Below are 17,833 nucleotides of genomic sequence, written 5' to 3' on the forward strand. Positions count from 1 at the left end.
TTGATTATGTTGGTCATGTACGGCCATTTTACTCTTTAGAGCACTCGCATCCTAAACCTCAACAACGGCCAATAAAGGGAGGTGATCAGAAGCTGCTGGGTCAACCTTAATCGTTTCGGCGCCCAACACCTCAAATTCCTTGCTGACAAATATATAATCCAGCTTTACTCTGGGATTCTTGGCCGGATAGGTCAGGTTCCTTTTCTGGCCATTGTTTGTGTCCTGCAAATAGCTGGCCGCTAATTTCGAGCTTTTTGAGGTTGGCCTCATGTTCCAGTCCCCCATCAGGACCGACCGTTTACCCCCTACAGCCGCCTTTCCCAATATAAATTCAGTTTGTTTACGATGAAGAAAAGGGGCGAAGCTTAAATGGGCCACAAACAGAGAAAGAGGTTTGCCGCCAAGCTCAATTTCCGCTTCCAGCAGGGATCGGTCTTCCACCACCTTTGGCAAAAAGTCAAATGGGTGGTTGCGGCTTTTTAAAATCGGAAACCGTGAGAGAATGGCGTTTCCATATTGGCGGTTTTCCTGGCTATCTAACGTAATCGCTGGTCCAAAAACATGCTCCATATCCAGCTTTTCTGCCAGCCAACCTGCTTGGTCTACAAATTCGCTGCGTTTGGAATATTGTTTATCCACCTCATTCAGCCCGACAATATCCGGATCCCCCGACCGGATGACCCTGCGGATTCTATCCAAATCCACTTTACGGTCCAACCCTCTTCCATGGTGGATGTTGAATGTTAAAATTCGCAACTTAATGACCATCACCGCTTTCCCCCAGCTCCTCTTTCGTAACATATGTTGCCCTTTTTTCATATTCACTTGCGTAAATCATCGTAATAAAAAAAGAATGAAGAAGATTTCATTACCTTCTGTGACATAAAAACCGTGCCAACCTGTTGTGTTCCATAAAATAGCTTTGCTTGGAGCTCCTGCACAGGAAGCGCACTGGTAGTTGCAAAAATATGTCAAGGTGTGATTCACCTCACTAGGTTGAAAATGATTCTCATTTATTATGAATGTAAGAAAGGTAAAAGGAAGGGAGGATGAAAAATGGCGAGGAAATGGAAGGGGAAACAAGCTGAAGGCAGCTTTTCAATCAAGGGAACGGTCTTCTCCCTCACTATTCTTGGAGTTGTTTTGTTTGTGACATATTTACTGGTTTATGGCTTGTATATGGCAAGAATCTAAAAAGGAGGAAAACAAAATGCATAGAGCAGAAAAGATATGGCTCATATTGAGTTTTGGAATGATAATTGGATTCATGCTGATAACAGGTTATCAGACTTTTGCTTTAGAAATGGGTCCGCCGAGCTACGGGGAGCGGATTGACCCCCAGAAGGTCGATGAGACGGCACCGTTTGACCAGCCTGGGATCAGGCAGGTCGGCGAAAACGAATATGAAGTTGTCATGACGCTGCAGGTATTCAGTTTTACGCCAAACCAGATAGAGGTGCCAGCTGGCTCGACTGTTCACTTTACACTCACATCAAAGGATGTGGTTCACGGCTTCCAGGTGGCCAATACCAACCTGAATGCGATGGTCGTGCCGGGATATATTCAAAAAATCACGCAGAAGTTCGACCAGCCTGGAGAATATCTGGTTCTGTGCAATGAATATTGCGGCGCCGGACACCAGATGATGGCGACGACAATTACCGTGAAATAAGGGGGACGGCAAAATGGAACCAATACTTGAAACTCCAATAGGAACTCCATTGAAAAATAAGTTGAACCATATGCTGGGCATCAGCACCGGGGATGCCCTATTGTCAAAATCATACTTGTCAGTTGCCTTTCTTGCTTTATTGCTTGGCGGAACGCTCGGGCTGCTGCAGGGATTGAACAGGGCAGGACTGCTTGAGCTTCCAGTCTGGATGAATTACTACCAGGTATTGACGGCCCACGGCCTGCTTCTGGTCGTCGTGCTGTCCGCGTTCTTTACCATCGGCTATTTTTACGCCGGGATGTCCCATACATTGGGCGGCCTGCTCCCCAAAGTCAGAACCATGGCCTGGGTCGGGTTTTGGATGAAAATACTCGGGTTCGTGTTAGCAGTCATACCTATTTTATTAAATCAGGCGTCTGTCATGTATACGTTCTACCCACCAATGGCCGCCCACCCGTCATTCTATATTGGCCTTGTCTTCATTGTACTGGGAGTATGGATGTGCGCATTCGGGGCCTTCGTCCAGGTCGCACACTGGAGAAAGCAGAATCCTGACGAGCATATTCCGATTCTCTCCTTTTTCGCAACCGGTGTGTTTGTTCTCTTGTTCTTCGGCAGCATCCCCGTAGCGATTGAAGTGTTCATGATCATTCCGTGGGCAATTGGCTGGGTGGAAACCATTAATGTCATGCTCGCACGCACTCTGTTCTGGGCATTCGGCCATACACTGGTGAACATCTGGTATATGACAGCCCTTTCTGCCTGGTATGTGGTTGTACCGAAGATCATCGACGGGCACAGATGGAATGATCTGCTTACCCGGATTGTGGTGATTGCCCTTGTGATCATGAACATTACCGGTGGCTTCCACCACCAGATTATTGATCCGGGCATCTCTGAGTCTGTGAAGTATATGCACGTATTCATGAGCCTGGCGATTGGATTTCCTTCCCTGATGACGGCGTACGCGATGTTTGCGGTATTCGAGCGGACCGCGAGGAAGAAGGGTGGAAGAGGCATTATTGGCTGGTACAAAAAACTGCCTTGGGGTGATGTGCGCTTCCTTGGCCCATTTATCGCCATGGCGGCCTTCATTCCTGCTGGTGTTGGCGGTATCGTCCAGAGCACGAACCAGCTTAACCAGGTTGTCCATAATACCATGTGGGTGGTCGGCCATTTTCATTTGACACTTGGAATGTCAGTCATCATGACTTTCTTCGGCCTAAGCTACTGGCTGGTTCCCTATATTTCTAAAAGAGTGCTGACACCGCAGATCAACCGCTTGGGTGTCATCCAGACCATCATCTGGACAATCGGCATGCTGATGATGTCGGCTGCAATGCACTGGGTCGGCCTCCTGGGTTCACCGAGAAGGACGTCCTACACCACGTATTTTGACAATGCAACTGCCCTGGGATGGAATCCTTACCTGTTTTTCCTGGCCATCGGCGGAACTCTCCTGATGATTGGTGTACTCATCCAGGTGTATGCCGTGTTCAACTTGATGTTTTTCGCGCCAAAGGGAGAAACAGAGTTCCCGTTAGCGGAAGCAGAGGCAGGCGAACCCCCAACACCAAAGTGGACCGAGCGCTGGGGTCTGTGGGTCGTGCTGATGATCGGTCTTGTCGCCATGGCCTATGTCATCCCGCTCGTTGATTTTATCGTCAATGCGCCTCCTGGCTCGCCGCCATTCAAGACTTGGTAAAACAGGAAAAGAGATGGCTCAAGGCTGTCTCTTTCTTTTAAAAGGAAGTGAGAGGTCATGATAAATAAAAATAAAACAGTGTTATCAGGCGTGCTCGTTCTTCTTTTTGGAGTGGTCCTGTTTTTTGCTGGAACTGACGGGTTTCAGGCATTCACAGCCGAAAGGTCCAGGGTCAGCCAGCTGGTTAAAGAGCAGCCGCTGTTCCCGGACGTGACGCTTGAAGACAGCAAAGGCAGGCAATATCCTTTTTCCGAATTTGCCGGCAAGCATGTATTCATCACATTTCTTTATACAGCGTGCGGAACGGTCTGTCCACAGCTGGAAATGAACATGGCGCAAGTGTATGAACAGCTGCCAAAAGAATATATTGGCAGCGAAATTCAGTTCCTCAGCATTTCCTTTGACCCTGACCGGGACGACCCCGAGACTCTGGACCTTTATCGGACAATGTTCAACAGTGACGGAGAAACCTGGCGGATGGCGAGGATTCCTGATAAACAGGAACTCAAAGAAGCTCTGGGTGAGCTGGGTGTGATTGTCATTCCCGACGGTTACGGGAATTTCGCCCATAATTCGGCCTTTTACCTGATAGATCCGGATGGGAAGCTGATTGAAATCATGGATTACACCAAGCCGGGAGAAGCAGCGGTAGAAACAGCCGGAATTCTTGGAAAGAAGGGTGGAAAGTAAAATGAAAGCTCCGTTCTTTGGCCTTGTGCTCCTTCTGTTCCTGGCCCTCCCGCCGGTGGCCGGCCTGATGGAGTCGGTTATGATCGTTCACATGCATATGCAGATGCCGCTGCTCGTGTTTTCCGGATTTTTGATGGCAGGAAGTTTGAGGAAGGCATTTCCACGCTTCTTTGCGGAATGGAATGAAAATGGGGTCCCTGGAATTATGCTGTTTGTCATCATCGTCTCTTTTTGGACCATTCCCCGGACGATGGACGATGCGTTGACTCTGTGGCATATGGAACTTTTCAAATTTGTCTCGCTGCCGTTTTTGGCGGGTGTTCCGCTCCGTGACAGCTGGCCGAAGCTCAGCGCGCTGTGGAAAAACGCCCTGATTGCCTTTTTTGCTCTCCTTTATCTTGGTATGGGCTGGCTGTATATCTGGTCGCCTGCGCAGCTTTGCAATAATTATCTGCTGCTTGACCAAATCACCCTCGGATGGGGCTTCCTTGCAACAGCGGTTTGCATGGTCATTTATTTGGTGTACAGTTATGTTACGGACAGGAACACATATGGGAAAAGGGGAAGCCAAAGCAGTTAAAGGATTAAGGCGGATTTAATAAGCGGAAAGGAAGTTATGTCATGCAGCCCTTTACGGAGAAGGCAGTGAAAGTGATAAGGAATATTCCTGAAGGACGTGTGATGACGTACGGCCAAATCGCGCGGGCGGCTGGCAGTCCGCGTGCTGCCCGCCAAGTGGTGCGGGTCCTCCATTCGATGAGTAAAAAGCATCACCTTCCCTGGCACCGCGTGGTGAACAGCAAGGGGGAAATTTCCATCAAGGAGGATGACTCCTACCATGAACAGCTGCTTTCCCTCGAAAGCGAAGGGATAGAAGTTGGTAAGGATGGATGGATCGATTTGGGAAAATATCAGTATTTTCCGGATTAAGACAAGGGGACGGTTCTCCTGCCTCATCAAAGATGAGGCAGGAGAACCGTCCCCTTGTTTGCTATTGACAGTAGAATTGGTGTGTTGTAAGATTAATTTAAATTTTCCGATTATTAAAAACTATTTCCGCTCAGCGGAAAAATGGGGGATTTAAATGATAAAAACTTCTTTTTGTTCATCGATGTTTCAGCCACTAAAACGGGTTATTGTAAAACACCCCAAGGATGCTTTTTTCAGTCAGGACCATCTCAGTGAAAATTGGCAGAAATATAATTATATAGAAGAACCTAATTACGAGAAGGCTTTGGCAGAGTACGAAGAGTTCCTCGCCATCTTGAAGAAACATGTTCCTCACATTGAATATCTTCCTGCTGCCCGGGAAGTTGGGCTTGATTCGATTTATGCACATGACCCCATTAAGTTCACCAGTGAAGGAGCAATTATATTAAAGTCGGGAAAGCAGCTGAGGCAGCCTGAAGCCTTGGTGTACAAGGAATTTTTACAAGAAAGAGGGATTCCGGTCATCGGGGAATTGACCGGGGAAGCAGTCTCGGACGGGGGCGACCTTGTCTGGCTGGATGACCGTACGCTGGCGGTTGGGCTGGGATACCGGACAAACTGTGAGGCTATAAAACAGTTAAAAGAAATCACGGCTCCTTTTGTCGATGACTTTATTGTGGTTCAGCTCCCCCATGATCAAGGAGAGAATGAGTGCCTTCATCTTATGTCCTTTATCAGCATGGTCGACCGTGATCTCGCAGTGGTTCATTCCCGCCTGATGCCGGTGTTTTTCCGTCAGCTTCTGCTAAAAAAGGGAATTCAGCTGATTGAAGTCCCGGATGGCGAGTATCTTACGCTCGGATGCAATGTTCTGGCTCTTGCCCCCCGCGTTTGTGTGATGGTGTCCGGGAATCAGTCGACAAAACAAAAGCTGATGGACGCAGGGGCAACCGTCTATGAATATGCTGGCAATGAAATCAGCTTTAAAGGAACAGGGGGCCCTACTTGTTTAACAAGTCCCGTCATCCGCAACAAAGAATGAAAAATAGCTGAAATTCATGAGGAACTCCTATTTTATAAGAAATAAAAGGGGAAGGTATATTATGTTTAAAAACGTGATTGTAAAATCGCCGGGAAAAAGCTATGTGAACGGATTGACCACCTCCAATTTGGGAAAGCCGGATTATGACAGGCTGCTTGCACAGCATGCAGCCTATGTGGAAGCCCTGAAAAAATGCGGAGTGGAGGTAACACATCTGCCGGCAAGCGAGGAGTTTCCCGACTCCACCTTTGTGGAGGATACGGCGGTACTGACTCCCGGTTTTGCAGTGATTTCAAATCCGGGTGCGGACTCAAGGAACGGCGAAATTGCTGAAATGGAGAGAGTGTTAAAAGGATTTTATAAAGAACTCTATACCATCGATGCTCCCGGCACCCTTGACGGCGGGGACGTCCTGCAAGCAGATGATCGCTTTTATATCGGAATTTCCGTCCGAACCAATCAGGAAGGTGCAATGCAGCTAAAGGGAATTCTTGAATCCGAGGGCTACAAGGCGACCATTGTTCCTCTGAAAGAGTTCTTTCATTTAAAAACAGGCATTGCCTATCTTGGCAACAACCTCATTGTTGCTGCAGGGGAGTTCGTCGAACATCCTGACTTTTCCCACTATGAAAAAATCATTGTTTCGAGAGAGGATGAATATTCCGCGAACTGTATTATGGTAAACGGCTATGTGCTGATTCCAAAGGAATTTGAGGCAACAAAATTCAAAATAGAACAGGCAGGCTACAAAACGATTGAGCTCGACATGTCCGAGTTTCAGAAGCAGGACGGCGGCTTAAGCTGCCTATCACTTAGATTTTAAACAAGAGAATGGACGGAGAAGGGTGAAGGGAATGACAGGATTATTATGGGACACACCGGATAGCCTGCGTAGATTGGTTTGTGAACTGGTCAGCTGGGAAAGCCATACTCATACAGAGGGGGAAAGGATATTTTCTTCCAAGCTGAGGGATAAGATGCTTCAGCTGGACTATTTTCAGCAGAATCAAGAGCATTTAAGCCTTCACGATGCGGAAGGGGGACGTCATTTGCTGACGGCTCTTTACAGACATCCTGAAGCTGTGGATACGGTGGTCCTCATCAGCCATTTTGATACCGTGGCCACTGAAGAATTCGGGGACCTCCAGCCATTGGCCTGCCAGCCCGAGCTGCTAACAAGAGAGCTTGTGAACCGAAAGGCGGATCTTAACGAGGAAGCCCGGATCGATTTGGAATCGGGAGAGTATTTGTTTGGGCGCGGGACGATGGATATGAAGATGGGGCTTGCTCTTCATATGTCACTGATGGAAAAGGCAAGCAGTGCAGAGTGGCCGGTAAATCTTATGCTTGTCACTGTGCCCGATGAAGAAGTAAATTCTGCGGGAATGCGGGCCGCTGTCAAGGTGCTGATGAAGATGAAACAGCAATTTGGTTTGCATTATACTTTGTTTTTAAACGGGGAGCCTTCCTTTACCCAAAAACCGGGAGACGAAAAGCATTATATATACACTGGAACCATGGGGAAAATTATGCCAGCAGCTCTTTTCTTCGGGAAGGAATCTCATGTTGGCGAGCCTCTTAGCGGCATTACGGCTCCTTATATTTCTTCCTTCCTTACGCAGCAGATGGAATGGAATCCGCTGTTTCGTGAAACCGAACTTGGTGAGAGCACCCCGCTGCCTGTTTCGCTCCAGCAGAAGGACCTGAAAGGGCAATACTCCACTCAGACCCCTTATCATGCAGTTGCCCTGTACAATGTTTTTATCATGAAAAGAAGCGCATCCCAAATCATGGACTTGTTTGAAATGGCGGCAAGGGAAGCAGCATTAAAGTGCAACCAATCGTACAAGGCTCTCTGTGAGCGGGAGCATATCGAGGGAGTGGGCGAGGTCCAGGTGCTCAGATACCGCGACCTTCTGAACTATGCAGAGAAGAAGCTGGGAAAAGAGCTGATAGAACGTGTGAAAGAGGAGGTGCTGAAGCATCCTGAGTGGGATGAAAGAGAGAAGTCCTTGCGAACGGCCGAGCAATTGATGGTCCGCTGCAAAGAGCTTGCTCCCGCAATCGTCCTCTTGTTTGCTCCGCCTTATTATCCGGCAGTGAATTCTTCTGATGACCCTTTGATCATTGAGTCAGTGCAGCTCTTGAAAGAGGTTTCAGCAGAGTTTGGAATCCAGGTGGAGCAGGTTCATTATTTCAATGGGATTTGCGACTTGAGTTATGTGAATTACCAGGATCGTTCAGACGGCTGGATGGCGTTTGAGCATAATACTCCAATCTGGGGCACCGCGTACAGCATTCCTTTCCGCGAGATGTTCAAGCTGCAGGCTCCGGTCCTAAATGTCGGACCTTTTGGAAAGGATGCCCACCAGAGCACAGAACGGCTTCATATGGAAAGTGCTTTCGTCCAGACACCGGCTATGCTTGAAAAGCTAATCTGGAGTATATGCAAGAGGAAGGGATCGGGAACGGGCAAGCCCTCTAAAATGGAAAATCTAATGGACCAGTCCTTCCAAGAGTCGAGCTAGCCTGGTGAAAATTCCAGTGAAGATAATTCTGATATAACCCCGTTTCGGAGGGGGCTGACCAATGACACCTCCTCCCGAAATTCAAAAGCTCGGGCCAATTATAAAGAAGATACTAGGATAAAGGGGAAATGAGATATGGAGAAGACAGAGCAGCCAATTTCTCAGCAAAACCAGTTAAATCGGGCCATGAAAAGCCGCCATTTGTTTATGCTTTCCATTGGAGGAGTCATTGGGACGGGATTGTTCCTGAATGCAGGGTATACCATCAACCAGGCTGGACCAGGCGGGGCGCTGGCCGGATATTTGTTTGGGGGTCTTATTTTATACCTGGTGATGGTCTGCCTTGGGGAGCTGGCCGTGCATATGCCGGTTACCGGATCATTCCAGACGTATGCAAGCCGGTATATCAGTCCCTCGGCGGGTTTTACACTCGGCTGGATGTATTTCATTGGTTCGGCTACGACGGCCGGCCTTGAATTTACCGCAGCCGGAATCCTGATGCAGCGCTGGTTCCCCGATATTTCGATCTGGATATGGTGTGCACTGTTCATCGCTCTCCTCTTCGGCCTGAATGCGCTGACCACTAGAGCCTTCGGGGAAGCGGAGTATTGGTTTGCAGGCATAAAGGTTGTAGCCGTCATCTTTTTCATCCTGATCGGTGTTGGGGCGATTTTCGGTATTGTTCCCCTGGAGGACCGGCCTGCTCCGGAGTTTGCCAACCTGGCACCATCAGGTCTGTTTCCGGCAGGATTTGTCATCCTTTTTGTTACCATGATGAACGTCATTTTCTCTTATCAGGGATCTGAGTTGATCGGAATCGCCGCTGGGGAAAGCGAAAATCCTGATAAAGATATACCTCGTGCAATCAGAAATGTCCTTTTCCGCATCATCATCTTTTATATATCTTCCATCATTGTTTTATCCGCGATATTTCCGTCAGCAGAATTGGGTCTGCTTGAGAGCCCGTTTGTCACGCTGATGGACTTGGCTGGTATCCCTTACGCTCCGGACATTATGAACTTTGTCATTCTCACGGCGATTTTATCAGTAGGGAACTCCTGCATCTATGCATCCACCCGCCTGCTGTGGTCGATGTCTAATGAAGGGATGGCGCCAAGGATGTTCGGGACCTTGAATAAACGGAAAGTCCCGTTTAGCGCTCTTGTGTTCACAATGCTGTTCTCTCTCTTGTCCTTGCTCACTAGCGTAATGGCCGCCGATACTGTATTTGTCCTTCTGATGTCAGTCGCGGGAATTTCCGTTACCATCTCCTGGATTGGCATAGCCTTTTCACAGCTCATGTTCCGCCGGAAGTATCTTCAAGGAGGAGGAAGGCTGGAGGATTTGAAGTATAAGGTTCCCTATTACCCTTTGATTCCCATTGTCTGTATTGTATTTTGCATCTCGATTTTGTTGTTCCTTGCCTTCGACCCAACCCAGCGTGTCAGCCTGCTGATTGGAATCGGATTTTTACTAGCTTGCTATCTTTTTTATTATTTTAAAAATAAGAATAAGGATGAATCGGTATTGAAAGATGAGGATATACGACTGTAAAAAAGCTGCTAAACAGGGAAGCGGACAGGTAATGCCTGTCCGCTCTTTTAATGTCCTTTATAGCCAAGTTTGGCTGAAATTCTCTTACCGGTTTCCTTGACATGGTTGATCAGAAACTCTAGCCGGTCGTCAGTCAAAGTGAAGCTGACGCAGCCTATGCTCACGGCTCCCTCAATTTCCCCAGAATGGTTGAATACTGGTGCGGCAACCGCTGTCGTGCCTTCTGTCCGTTCTCCGCGGCTAATTCCATACCCGGCTTCTTTGGTTTCCTCAAGGGTTTCCCAGAAGGCTTCCCGCTCTCCTTCCGGTATCAGGGAGTCCACAATGATCTTGGACTGCTGAACAGGCATGTTAGCCACCATCGCTTTGTTGGCTGCCCCGATATTCAGAGGAATTCTTAAACCGATTTTATCGATCACCCTGATTTGGTTTTCCTCGCAATCGATTCTTTCTATAATCAAGGCTTCATGGCCGATGGGCCTGCTGTAGTAGACACTCTCCTTCACAACATGCATCAAGTTTTCCAGCTCAGATCGTATATGGCTGGTAAAATTGATCGAATCGTACATTTGCAGCCCATACTCAAGCCAAACATTTCCGAGTCCATATTTTTTAGTCTGTTCCTCCTGCTCAATCAGCCTATGCGCTTCAAGCGATTTCAGCAATCGGTGCAGCGTACTTACAGGGAGGCCGCTCTCCTTGGATAGTTCAGTAATCGTCAGCCAATCTTCCGTCGACTTCGAAGCAAGGATATTGATGATATTCATTGCCCGATCAATTGCTTGCATGCCCTACACATCCTTACAGGTAATCTTTGGATACCACTTTCTTTCAATGTACCATATAAAACATAATGATAGACAATTATTCTCGTCGAAAGGTGCGGTGAATGCCGTATGGAAGCCTGGAAGCGGGCAAATGGTCCTCCATAGGTGTGATGGAGGACCAAAAAGAGATAGAAATTTGAAAATACGGTCCTCCATAGGTGTGATGGAAGACCAAAGGAGATAGAAATTTGCAAATATGGTCCTCCATAGGCGTAATGGAGGACCAAAAGGAATAAGAATTTGAAAATACAGTCCTCCATAGGCGTAATGGAGGACCACTGAGGATTCCAATACAGTAAAACGGTCCTTTATTATGCTCACCGGGAAGTCTTTTAACCCCGGACCAAAAAGCAGGACCGCAAATACGGGCCTGCTTCATAATTATTTCCGCTTACCACCACAAAGGCGGCTTGACGACCATAAACCAGAGCATCGCCGATAAAAGGATAATGTAAATCCAGGTGGTACGGTTCAGCTTGGCGGCCAGTTCTGCCCGGTCCTGCCCATGTTCCCCGAACTTGCTTAGCGTTGGTGAAAAGGCGCGGGCCAGGAAAAACAGCGAGAGGAAAAGAAGCACGAGGGTCATGATGATCCATGGAGTACCCCATGTCCAAGGTCCCATGAGGACCAGAAGGACACCGGAACCCACAAGTACATGGCCGGCGTGCTTGGTCAGGCGGACTGCAAAACGGAAAATTTCCAGATAGGATGAGATTTTCTCTTCAGCTGCCGCCTCTAGTTTTTTTACTATCGGCAGCAGGAGGAAAAATGGCCCTATGGAGATTATCGCACTCAGTACGTGCAGATAAATAATGAAACGATAAAGCCAGTCCATTCTTATTCTACAGCGCTGAATTCATGAACCCAGACTCTCATTTGCGGCAGCCAAGGCATTCCTGGGTGATAGGAAAGAATTGAATTTTTGTATTCTTCCACAGTATTAAAGCCTTCCTGTTTTGCATGCTCGTCGGTCAACTCGCCCAGGGACTGTGAATAGACACGCTCAACCTTGAACTTCTTATCTTCAAGTACCATGATTTCCCCAACATCGGCATAGCGGCCGTTTCTGCGGGTAGCTGTCTTTTTGCCTTCAAGCACTTTCTTGACATCCTCAGGCATGGTCACAAGGCGCTCAATGGAACAAGTTTTAGGAGGCAATGAATTTTGCTGGTCGTTGTTGGTCATAAAAAGAATCCCCTTTCAATTTTTCGCTTCTACTAATGTAACATATAAAACGTAACTATAGGAAATAACAACCCCAGATTATTAGCATTAAAAAGGATGAATCTCCCATTTTGGGTAAAACTACAATTACTTATAGCCAATAGGGGGGAACACATTAGTGAATGAAAAACAGCAGCCGGAAAAGTCAAACCATAATAGCCAGGGCTCCTCTGGTGGAGAGAGGCAATATCCCAATCAGGATCACCAGAATAAGAAGAATAAAATTCATTCTGAGGAAATGCGCTACAAGCATGCGGATGATATTTATTAAGAGTATTGAATGAAGGATGGAAGCAGCGGATTTGTCAGGATGGGATGCGCTGCTTTTTGCTTTGTCGTTTTCCCTCGCTGTAAATTTGCCCGGAAATTAGCTATAATCTGGGGAAAAGGGGAGGGATTCACATGGAATATAAGCTGTTGGCAGTTGATTTGGATGGCACTTTATTCAACAGCCAAAAGGAAATTGACAGGGAAACAGTTGACGCGCTTCACGAATATAAGGCCCAGGGCGGGAAGGTCGTCATTTGCAGCGGCAGGTCTCCATTATCCACGAGGTGGATTTCAGAGACCATCAGGCTAACACACCCTATCATAGCCTATAACGGCGCAGTGATCCAGGAATCAAATGGGGAGATTTTTGAACAAACGACTTTCCGCCATCAAGGTGTTTTGGCTTTTGTTCACGCATGCGAGGAATATAGGGTATATGGGCACCTGTACGAAGGGGACCATTTGTTGGTGCCGGAAGAAAATGACTGGAACCTGAGCTGGATTGAAAACAATATTCCCTCTTTGGAGCTTTCAGGCGGGAGCATGGAGGCCTGCCAGAGGTTCAGGAGTCAATGTGAAGTAAAACTTGCACATCCGCTGCATGACTATGTATCAGCAAACAAGCCGGACATCCTGAAGTTCGCCGCATTTCCCAAGGAAGAGGGAAACTTTAAGGAGTTTACGCAGCATCTGCAGAGCCTTACAGATGAATTCGAGGTAAGCAGCAGTTTTAATTTTACCAATCTGGAAATATCGCCTGCCAAGACCTCGAAAGCTTCTGCATTAAAAAAACTGGTAAGCCGGCTTGGATTGGAGATGAATGCGGTGGCCGCCATCGGCGATAATTTTAATGACCTGCATATGCTTACATCTGCCGGGCTTGGCATCGCTATGGGAAATGCCCCTGAAAAGGTAAAGGAAAGAGCTGATGCCGTTACAGAAAGCAATGACCAGCATGGGGTAGCCAAAGCCATCAGACGATTTATTTTATAAAAACGGAGTGCAGGGAAGTTCCGAACACTATTTTTTTGCCTGGTTTGAAATATTTTTTTATTAAAATAACATGGATATTGAACTTTCATTTCAAATAGACTAAAATGAAAGTGGTTACATTTCCAGTTTACAAGTGAAGGTGACAGTAAACAGCATGGGGGATAGGATATGCAGGAAAATCTGAAAGCTTTAACAACCGAGTCACGCAATGATCGGTCACTAAAAATTGATACATCAGGACCGATGGACATTCTGCGCATCATGAATGAAGAGGATCAGAAAGTTGCCAAAGCCGTGGAGAAGGTTCTTCCGTATGTGGAAGCGGCTGTCCAATTTGCCTTTGAATCTTTTAAAAAGGGCGGGCGCCTGATTTATATCGGCGCGGGAACAAGCGGGAGGCTGGGCGTTCTTGATGCGGTCGAATGCCCGCCGACATTCAGCACCAATCCCGACATGGTCCAGGGAATCATCGCCGGGGGCGAACATGCTTTTATTAAAGCAGTTGAAGGTGCTGAGGACCGGCCGGAAGATGGGGCAGAAGACCTTCGGAAAATTGGTCTTACTGAAAAGGATACCGTAATTGGAATTGCGGCAAGCGGCCGGACGCCATATGTCATTGGGGCCCTTAAGTACGCGCGTGAACAGAAGGCGAAAACAGTCGCGCTGTCCTGCAATGAAAATGCCCGCATCAGCCTTGAGGCCGACCAGGCGATTGAAGTCATCGTCGGTCCCGAAGTATTGACAGGTTCCACACGGTTAAAAGCGGCAACCGCCCATAAAATGATCCTGAATATGATTTCGACTTCGTCCATGATTTTACTGGGCAAAGCCTATGAAAATCTTATGATTGATGTGTCTGTCTCCAATGAGAAATTAAAGGAGCGGGCCATCCACATCATCATCAGGGTAACGGGCGAGAGCTATGAAAGTGCCAGGAAAACGCTAGAGGCGGCAGACCACCAGGTGAAACTCGCGATTGTGATGATTAAAAAGGGTGTCAGCAAGGAAGAAGCAAGCCTTATCCTCGAGCAGGCAGACGGGTATGTCCGGAAGGCGATTGAGGATATTCAAAGTCAAGGATAAAAGGTGGTAAGCACAGTGGTTACGGGTGGATTGAAAATGGTGGAAAACATGCTGAACCAGCTTCCGGCATCGGAGCGCAAAATCGCTCAGTATATTCTTGCTTCTCCTTATGAGATGGTTGACAGCACGGTAAGTGAGTTGGCAAGGAAAACAGACTCCAGCGGCGCTGCCGTGATTCGGCTGTGCAAGTCGCTTGGCCTGAAAGGGTTCCAGGAATTGAAGGTCCGCGTCGTCGGGGATTTGAATAAGCCGAAAGAACACGGATATAGGGACATCGAGCGGGACGAAACGTCGCAGATGATTGTCCAGAAAACGCTGAGCAACAGCATTCAAAGCTTGCGGGATTCTTCGGAAGTGATCAACTATGATGAACTTGAACAGGCAGTTTCAGCCCTGCTGAAAGCAAGGAATGTCCATTTCTTTGGCATTGGCGCTTCGCATATCATCGCCACCGATGCCCAGCAGAAATTGCTGCGGATCAACAAGGGGGCAACAGCCTTTTCCGACACGCATCTGGTGGCGACTCTGATTGCCAATGCGAATAAAGATGATATTGTGTTTGGGATTTCTTTCTCGGGTGAAACGCCAGAGGTCATCCATGTGATGAAGCTGGCGAAAGAACAAGGAATTAAAACGATTAGCTTAACCAAGTATGGACCGTCTTCGGTTGCTTCTTTGGCCGATATAAAGCTCTTTACTTCTTATTCGACGGAAGCGCCGTTTCGGAGTGCTGCTACATCTTCAAGGCTTGCCCAGCTTTTCATCATCGATGTCCTCTTCCTGAGCATGGCGACAGAGCAATATGAAGGTACGGTGGATTCCATCGATAAGACCCGGGCGGCCATTCAATTTTTAAAAGATCAATCAGCTGGCAAATAACATTTTGGGGGGAGAAGAAAATGGCTGGTGAAACCAATAAAGTTCTTGCTGAAAAGATTCTCGAGCAGTTAGGCGGGGCAGGAAATATACAGTCCTATACCCATTGCATGACCCGTCTCCGGGTCACGCCTGTCGATGTATCACTCGTCAACAAGGAAGCTATTAAAAAGATTGATGGAGTACTAGGGTTTGTCGAAGAAGAAACACTGCAAATCATTCTTGGACCGGGAAAAGTGAATAGAGTAACCGAAGAGTTTGGCAGATTGGTAGGAAGAAAGTCAGATGAAATCAATTTGGATGACCGTGCTGCCTCCGTGAAGGGGGAATTGAAGAAAAAGAATGCGACCCCATTCAAGCTGTTCTTGCGCCGGTTTGCTTCCATCTTCATTCCGCTGATTCCTGCCTTGGTTGCTTCAGGATTGATTACCGGGATTTCGAGGGCAGTCATCCAGGCAGGCTGGCTGTCTGCAGAGTCGCAGCTTGCGGCTATTCTCACCGTGATTGGCGGCGGGCTGTTCGCCTATCTTGGCATATTTGTCGGAATCAATACAGCAAAGGAGTTTGGCGGATCGCCGGCGCTTGGCGGCTTGGCCGGGATTTTGATCATCAATCCGGCCGCCGCGAACATTACGCTGTTTGGCGAAGCGCTGCTTCCGGGGCGGGGAGGACTCATCGGGGTCATGCTTGCCGCCTTCTTCATCGCTTTTGTTGAAAAAAGAGTCCGCAAATATGTGCCGCAGTCCCTTGATATCATTATTACACCGACAGTTGCTCTATTGATTACAGGTATTTTTACGTATTTGGTCTTCATGCCGGTTGGCGGATTTATTTCTGATATCATTACGAAGGGTTTATTATCGGTTCTGGACTTTGGCGGTGTGATTGCCGGTTTCATTCTTGGCTCCACATTCCTGCCGCTGGTCGTCACTGGACTTCATCAAGGCTTGACACCAGTCCATCTAGAACTCATCAATACAATTGGCGACGACCCGCTCCTGCCAATCCTGGCCATGGGCGGTGCAGGACAGGTGGGTGCCGCGTTTGCGATTTATGTCAAAACAAAGAAGCCGCGCCTGAAAAGGGCGATTGGCGGCGGACTTCCGTCAGGGATGCTGGGCATCGGCGAACCGCTTATCTTCGGGGTTACACTTCCACTTGGAAGGCCGTTCATCACCGCCTGCCTTGGCGCCGGAGTCGGCGGTGCGTTCCAGGCCTACTTTGATATCGCAACCATCGCTGTAGGGGTTTCCGGACTGCCGCTCGCCTTCATTGTCAACACGGGAGAAGTTCTCCTTTATTTAATCGGGGTCGTGATCGCCTATGGTGCCGGTTTCCTCTTTACGTACCTGTTTGGCTTCAAAGATGACATGGCGGGTGAGTTTGATTGATTGGAATTTCCTTTTACCTGAATGATCCAAAGGCAGAAGGCCGGATTGCTGAGGCTGCAAATTCGGGGGTGAAGCGGGCGTTTACCTCGCTTCACATCCCTGAAGAAGCAGGAGACCTGGCGGTTCGGGCAAAGAGGCTGCTGCATTTGGCGAAGGAGAATGGAATCGAAGTCTATGCCGATGTTTCATATAAAACTCCTGTCCACTTGGGGGTTGAAAGCCTGTTCGATTTAAAAAATTTGGGAGTTTCCGGACTGAGGCTGGATGATTTTTTTGAACAGGAAGAAATCCTCAGCCTGGCGCAGGAATTCAAGCTGGCAGTCAATGCCAGCATTTTATTTGAAAAAGACATACAAAGCCTGCTGGACAGCGGATTAAAAAGCGATCAGCTGCTTGCCTGGCATAATTTTTACCCGCGGCGGGAAACGGGGCTAGGGGAGGATTTTTTTCGAAGGCAAAATGAACTGTATGCGAAATTTAAAATCCCGGTTTGCGCTTACGTTCCAGGCGCCGGAGAGAAGCGGGGGCCCTTGTTTGAGGGCCTGCCGACACTGGAGAAGCACCGGAATGCGGAACCTTTTATGGCGGCAATGGAACTGCTGGAAGAAGGAGTGGAGGATATTTATATTGGCGATCCCGATCCTGGGGGAGGCTTGCTGGACCGGCTCATCAAGTTCGACCAGGAACAAGTTTTGACCCTCCGTATCGAATCGGGATTTATGAAAAAAGGAAGATACCATCTTCGGCCAGATCTTTCACGGGATGTGCTTCGTTTTATGAATACGAGAACCAGTGAACCTGTTCCTCCCGAAAACACAATCGCCAGGCCTGCCGGAACCATTACGATGGACAATGACCGGTATGGCCGCTACCGGGGAGAGATTCAAATCACGAAAATGGATCTGCAGGCGGATGAGCGCGTCAATGTCATCGGGAGGGTAAAGAGCGACCAAGTGCCTTTGCTGGCGTATATCAAGCCTGGCATGGCAATAGAACTCATTATGCATGGGGACGGTTCTTCTGCTTCATTCCAATGAAAAAAGCCAGG

Annotated in this window: 20 protein-coding genes; 16 read left to right on the top strand and 4 right to left on the bottom strand. The window is 48.1% G+C overall.

Going from position 1 to position 17,833, the window contains the following annotated elements:
* Window positions 1-51 precede the first annotated feature (51 nt).
* A complete protein-coding gene (locus ADU22_RS14605) occupies window positions 52-768 on the bottom strand; it encodes an endonuclease/exonuclease/phosphatase family protein (RefSeq protein WP_197280061.1) in 717 nt (238 codons plus the stop codon).
* Between the two features lie 288 nt (window positions 769-1,056).
* Between ADU22_RS14605 and ADU22_RS24675 the strand changes: the two genes are divergently transcribed.
* From ADU22_RS24675 to ADU22_RS14650, 10 genes are all read left to right on the top strand, one after another.
* Window positions 1,057-1,194: a hypothetical protein gene (locus tag ADU22_RS24675; RefSeq protein ID WP_156324358.1), complete on the top strand. Its 138-nt coding sequence runs from the start codon at window positions 1,057-1,059 to the stop codon at window positions 1,192-1,194.
* Window positions 1,195-1,210: 16 nt separating this feature from the next.
* Window positions 1,211-1,672, top strand: a complete 462-nt coding sequence (locus ADU22_RS14610) for a cytochrome c oxidase subunit II (protein ID WP_053362819.1) — start codon at window positions 1,211-1,213, stop codon at window positions 1,670-1,672.
* A 13-nt stretch (window positions 1,673-1,685) separates the two neighbouring features.
* Window positions 1,686-3,377, top strand: coding sequence for a cbb3-type cytochrome c oxidase subunit I (locus tag ADU22_RS14615; RefSeq protein WP_053362820.1), 1,692 nt, complete (start codon window positions 1,686-1,688; stop codon window positions 3,375-3,377).
* Window positions 3,378-3,434: 57 nt separating this feature from the next.
* Window positions 3,435-4,067: an SCO family protein gene (locus ADU22_RS14620; RefSeq protein ID WP_053362821.1), complete on the top strand. Its 633-nt coding sequence runs from the start codon at window positions 3,435-3,437 to the stop codon at window positions 4,065-4,067.
* A gap of 1 nt (window position 4,068) precedes the next feature.
* Complete coding sequence (locus ADU22_RS14625; protein WP_053362822.1) at window positions 4,069-4,647, top strand: hypothetical protein; 579 nt, start codon at window positions 4,069-4,071, stop codon at window positions 4,645-4,647.
* A 41-nt stretch (window positions 4,648-4,688) separates the two neighbouring features.
* The gene (locus ADU22_RS14630) at window positions 4,689-4,997 is read left to right on the top strand and encodes an MGMT family protein (RefSeq protein WP_053362823.1); all 309 of its coding nucleotides are present in this window, start codon (window positions 4,689-4,691) and stop codon (window positions 4,995-4,997) included.
* A 154-nt stretch (window positions 4,998-5,151) separates the two neighbouring features.
* Window positions 5,152-6,039: a dimethylarginine dimethylaminohydrolase family protein gene (locus tag ADU22_RS14635; RefSeq protein WP_053362824.1), complete on the top strand. Its 888-nt coding sequence runs from the start codon at window positions 5,152-5,154 to the stop codon at window positions 6,037-6,039.
* Between the two features lie 61 nt (window positions 6,040-6,100).
* Window positions 6,101-6,862, top strand: a complete 762-nt coding sequence (locus ADU22_RS14640) for a dimethylarginine dimethylaminohydrolase family protein (protein WP_053362825.1) — start codon at window positions 6,101-6,103, stop codon at window positions 6,860-6,862.
* A 31-nt stretch (window positions 6,863-6,893) separates the two neighbouring features.
* Window positions 6,894-8,567 carry a M20/M25/M40 family metallo-hydrolase gene (locus ADU22_RS14645; RefSeq protein WP_069187995.1) on the top strand — a complete coding sequence of 558 codons (1,674 nt, stop codon included), beginning with the start codon at window positions 6,894-6,896 and terminating at the stop codon, window positions 8,565-8,567.
* Between the two features lie 135 nt (window positions 8,568-8,702).
* Window positions 8,703-10,121 carry an amino acid permease gene (locus ADU22_RS14650; protein ID WP_053362826.1) on the top strand — a complete coding sequence of 473 codons (1,419 nt, stop codon included), beginning with the start codon at window positions 8,703-8,705 and terminating at the stop codon, window positions 10,119-10,121.
* A gap of 47 nt (window positions 10,122-10,168) precedes the next feature.
* On the opposite strand, the gene ADU22_RS14655 is transcribed toward ADU22_RS14650, so the two are convergent.
* The 3 genes from ADU22_RS14655 to ADU22_RS14665 form a co-directional block, all read right to left on the bottom strand.
* Complete coding sequence (locus tag ADU22_RS14655) at window positions 10,169-10,909, bottom strand: IclR family transcriptional regulator (RefSeq protein ID WP_053362827.1); 741 nt, start codon at window positions 10,907-10,909, stop codon at window positions 10,169-10,171.
* Between the two features lie 430 nt (window positions 10,910-11,339).
* The gene (locus ADU22_RS14660) at window positions 11,340-11,783 is read right to left on the bottom strand and encodes a hypothetical protein (RefSeq protein ID WP_053362828.1); all 444 of its coding nucleotides are present in this window, start codon (window positions 11,781-11,783) and stop codon (window positions 11,340-11,342) included.
* Window positions 11,784-11,785: 2 nt separating this feature from the next.
* Entirely contained in the window at window positions 11,786-12,133 is a 348-nt protein-coding gene (locus tag ADU22_RS14665) for an ASCH domain-containing protein (RefSeq protein WP_053362829.1), read from the bottom strand.
* A gap of 157 nt (window positions 12,134-12,290) precedes the next feature.
* Between ADU22_RS14665 and ADU22_RS24680 the strand changes: the two genes are divergently transcribed.
* The 6 genes from ADU22_RS24680 to ADU22_RS14690 all read left to right on the top strand — a co-directional run bounded on the left by ADU22_RS24680 (window position 12,291) and on the right by ADU22_RS14690 (window position 17,822).
* Window positions 12,291-12,443, top strand: coding sequence for a hypothetical protein (locus ADU22_RS24680; protein WP_156324359.1), 153 nt, complete (start codon window positions 12,291-12,293; stop codon window positions 12,441-12,443).
* A gap of 131 nt (window positions 12,444-12,574) precedes the next feature.
* Window positions 12,575-13,435, top strand: coding sequence for a Cof-type HAD-IIB family hydrolase (locus tag ADU22_RS14670; protein ID WP_053362830.1), 861 nt, complete (start codon window positions 12,575-12,577; stop codon window positions 13,433-13,435).
* 168 nt (window positions 13,436-13,603) lie between these two features.
* Window positions 13,604-14,518: an N-acetylmuramic acid 6-phosphate etherase gene (murQ, locus tag ADU22_RS14675; protein WP_053362831.1), complete on the top strand. Its 915-nt coding sequence runs from the start codon at window positions 13,604-13,606 to the stop codon at window positions 14,516-14,518.
* 15 nt (window positions 14,519-14,533) lie between these two features.
* A complete protein-coding gene (locus ADU22_RS14680; RefSeq protein WP_053362832.1) occupies window positions 14,534-15,397 on the top strand; it encodes a MurR/RpiR family transcriptional regulator in 864 nt (287 codons plus the stop codon).
* Between the two features lie 20 nt (window positions 15,398-15,417).
* Window positions 15,418-16,785 carry a PTS transporter subunit EIIC gene (locus tag ADU22_RS14685; RefSeq protein WP_053362833.1) on the top strand — a complete coding sequence of 456 codons (1,368 nt, stop codon included), beginning with the start codon at window positions 15,418-15,420 and terminating at the stop codon, window positions 16,783-16,785.
* The gene (locus ADU22_RS14690) at window positions 16,782-17,822 is read left to right on the top strand and encodes a MupG family TIM beta-alpha barrel fold protein (protein WP_053362834.1); all 1,041 of its coding nucleotides are present in this window, start codon (window positions 16,782-16,784) and stop codon (window positions 17,820-17,822) included. The genes ADU22_RS14685 and ADU22_RS14690 overlap by 4 nt, the downstream gene beginning before the upstream one ends.
* Window positions 17,823-17,833 lie beyond the last annotated feature (11 nt).

The organism is Bacillus sp. FJAT-27251 (genome assembly GCF_001273925.1).
GTDB lineage: Bacteria > Bacillota > Bacilli > Bacillales > Cytobacillaceae > Mesobacillus_B.

Coding starts and splice junctions, on each gene's coding strand:
- ADU22_RS14605 (WP_197280061.1), bottom strand. CDS start 768: ATGGTCATTAAGTTGCGAATTTTAACATTCAACATCCACCATGGAAGA.
- ADU22_RS24675 (WP_156324358.1), top strand. CDS start 1,057: ATGGCGAGGAAATGGAAGGGGAAACAAGCTGAAGGCAGCTTTTCAATC.
- ADU22_RS14610 (WP_053362819.1), top strand. CDS start 1,211: ATGCATAGAGCAGAAAAGATATGGCTCATATTGAGTTTTGGAATGATA.
- ADU22_RS14615 (WP_053362820.1), top strand. CDS start 1,686: ATGGAACCAATACTTGAAACTCCAATAGGAACTCCATTGAAAAATAAG.
- ADU22_RS14620 (WP_053362821.1), top strand. CDS start 3,435: ATGATAAATAAAAATAAAACAGTGTTATCAGGCGTGCTCGTTCTTCTT.
- ADU22_RS14625 (WP_053362822.1), top strand. CDS start 4,069: ATGAAAGCTCCGTTCTTTGGCCTTGTGCTCCTTCTGTTCCTGGCCCTC.
- ADU22_RS14630 (WP_053362823.1), top strand. CDS start 4,689: ATGCAGCCCTTTACGGAGAAGGCAGTGAAAGTGATAAGGAATATTCCT.
- ADU22_RS14635 (WP_053362824.1), top strand. CDS start 5,152: ATGATAAAAACTTCTTTTTGTTCATCGATGTTTCAGCCACTAAAACGG.
- ADU22_RS14640 (WP_053362825.1), top strand. CDS start 6,101: ATGTTTAAAAACGTGATTGTAAAATCGCCGGGAAAAAGCTATGTGAAC.
- ADU22_RS14645 (WP_069187995.1), top strand. CDS start 6,894: ATGACAGGATTATTATGGGACACACCGGATAGCCTGCGTAGATTGGTT.
- ADU22_RS14650 (WP_053362826.1), top strand. CDS start 8,703: ATGGAGAAGACAGAGCAGCCAATTTCTCAGCAAAACCAGTTAAATCGG.
- ADU22_RS14655 (WP_053362827.1), bottom strand. CDS start 10,909: ATGCAAGCAATTGATCGGGCAATGAATATCATCAATATCCTTGCTTCG.
- ADU22_RS14660 (WP_053362828.1), bottom strand. CDS start 11,783: ATGGACTGGCTTTATCGTTTCATTATTTATCTGCACGTACTGAGTGCG.
- ADU22_RS14665 (WP_053362829.1), bottom strand. CDS start 12,133: ATGACCAACAACGACCAGCAAAATTCATTGCCTCCTAAAACTTGTTCC.
- ADU22_RS14670 (WP_053362830.1), top strand. CDS start 12,575: ATGGAATATAAGCTGTTGGCAGTTGATTTGGATGGCACTTTATTCAAC.
- murQ (WP_053362831.1), top strand. CDS start 13,604: ATGCAGGAAAATCTGAAAGCTTTAACAACCGAGTCACGCAATGATCGG.
- ADU22_RS14685 (WP_053362833.1), top strand. CDS start 15,418: ATGGCTGGTGAAACCAATAAAGTTCTTGCTGAAAAGATTCTCGAGCAG.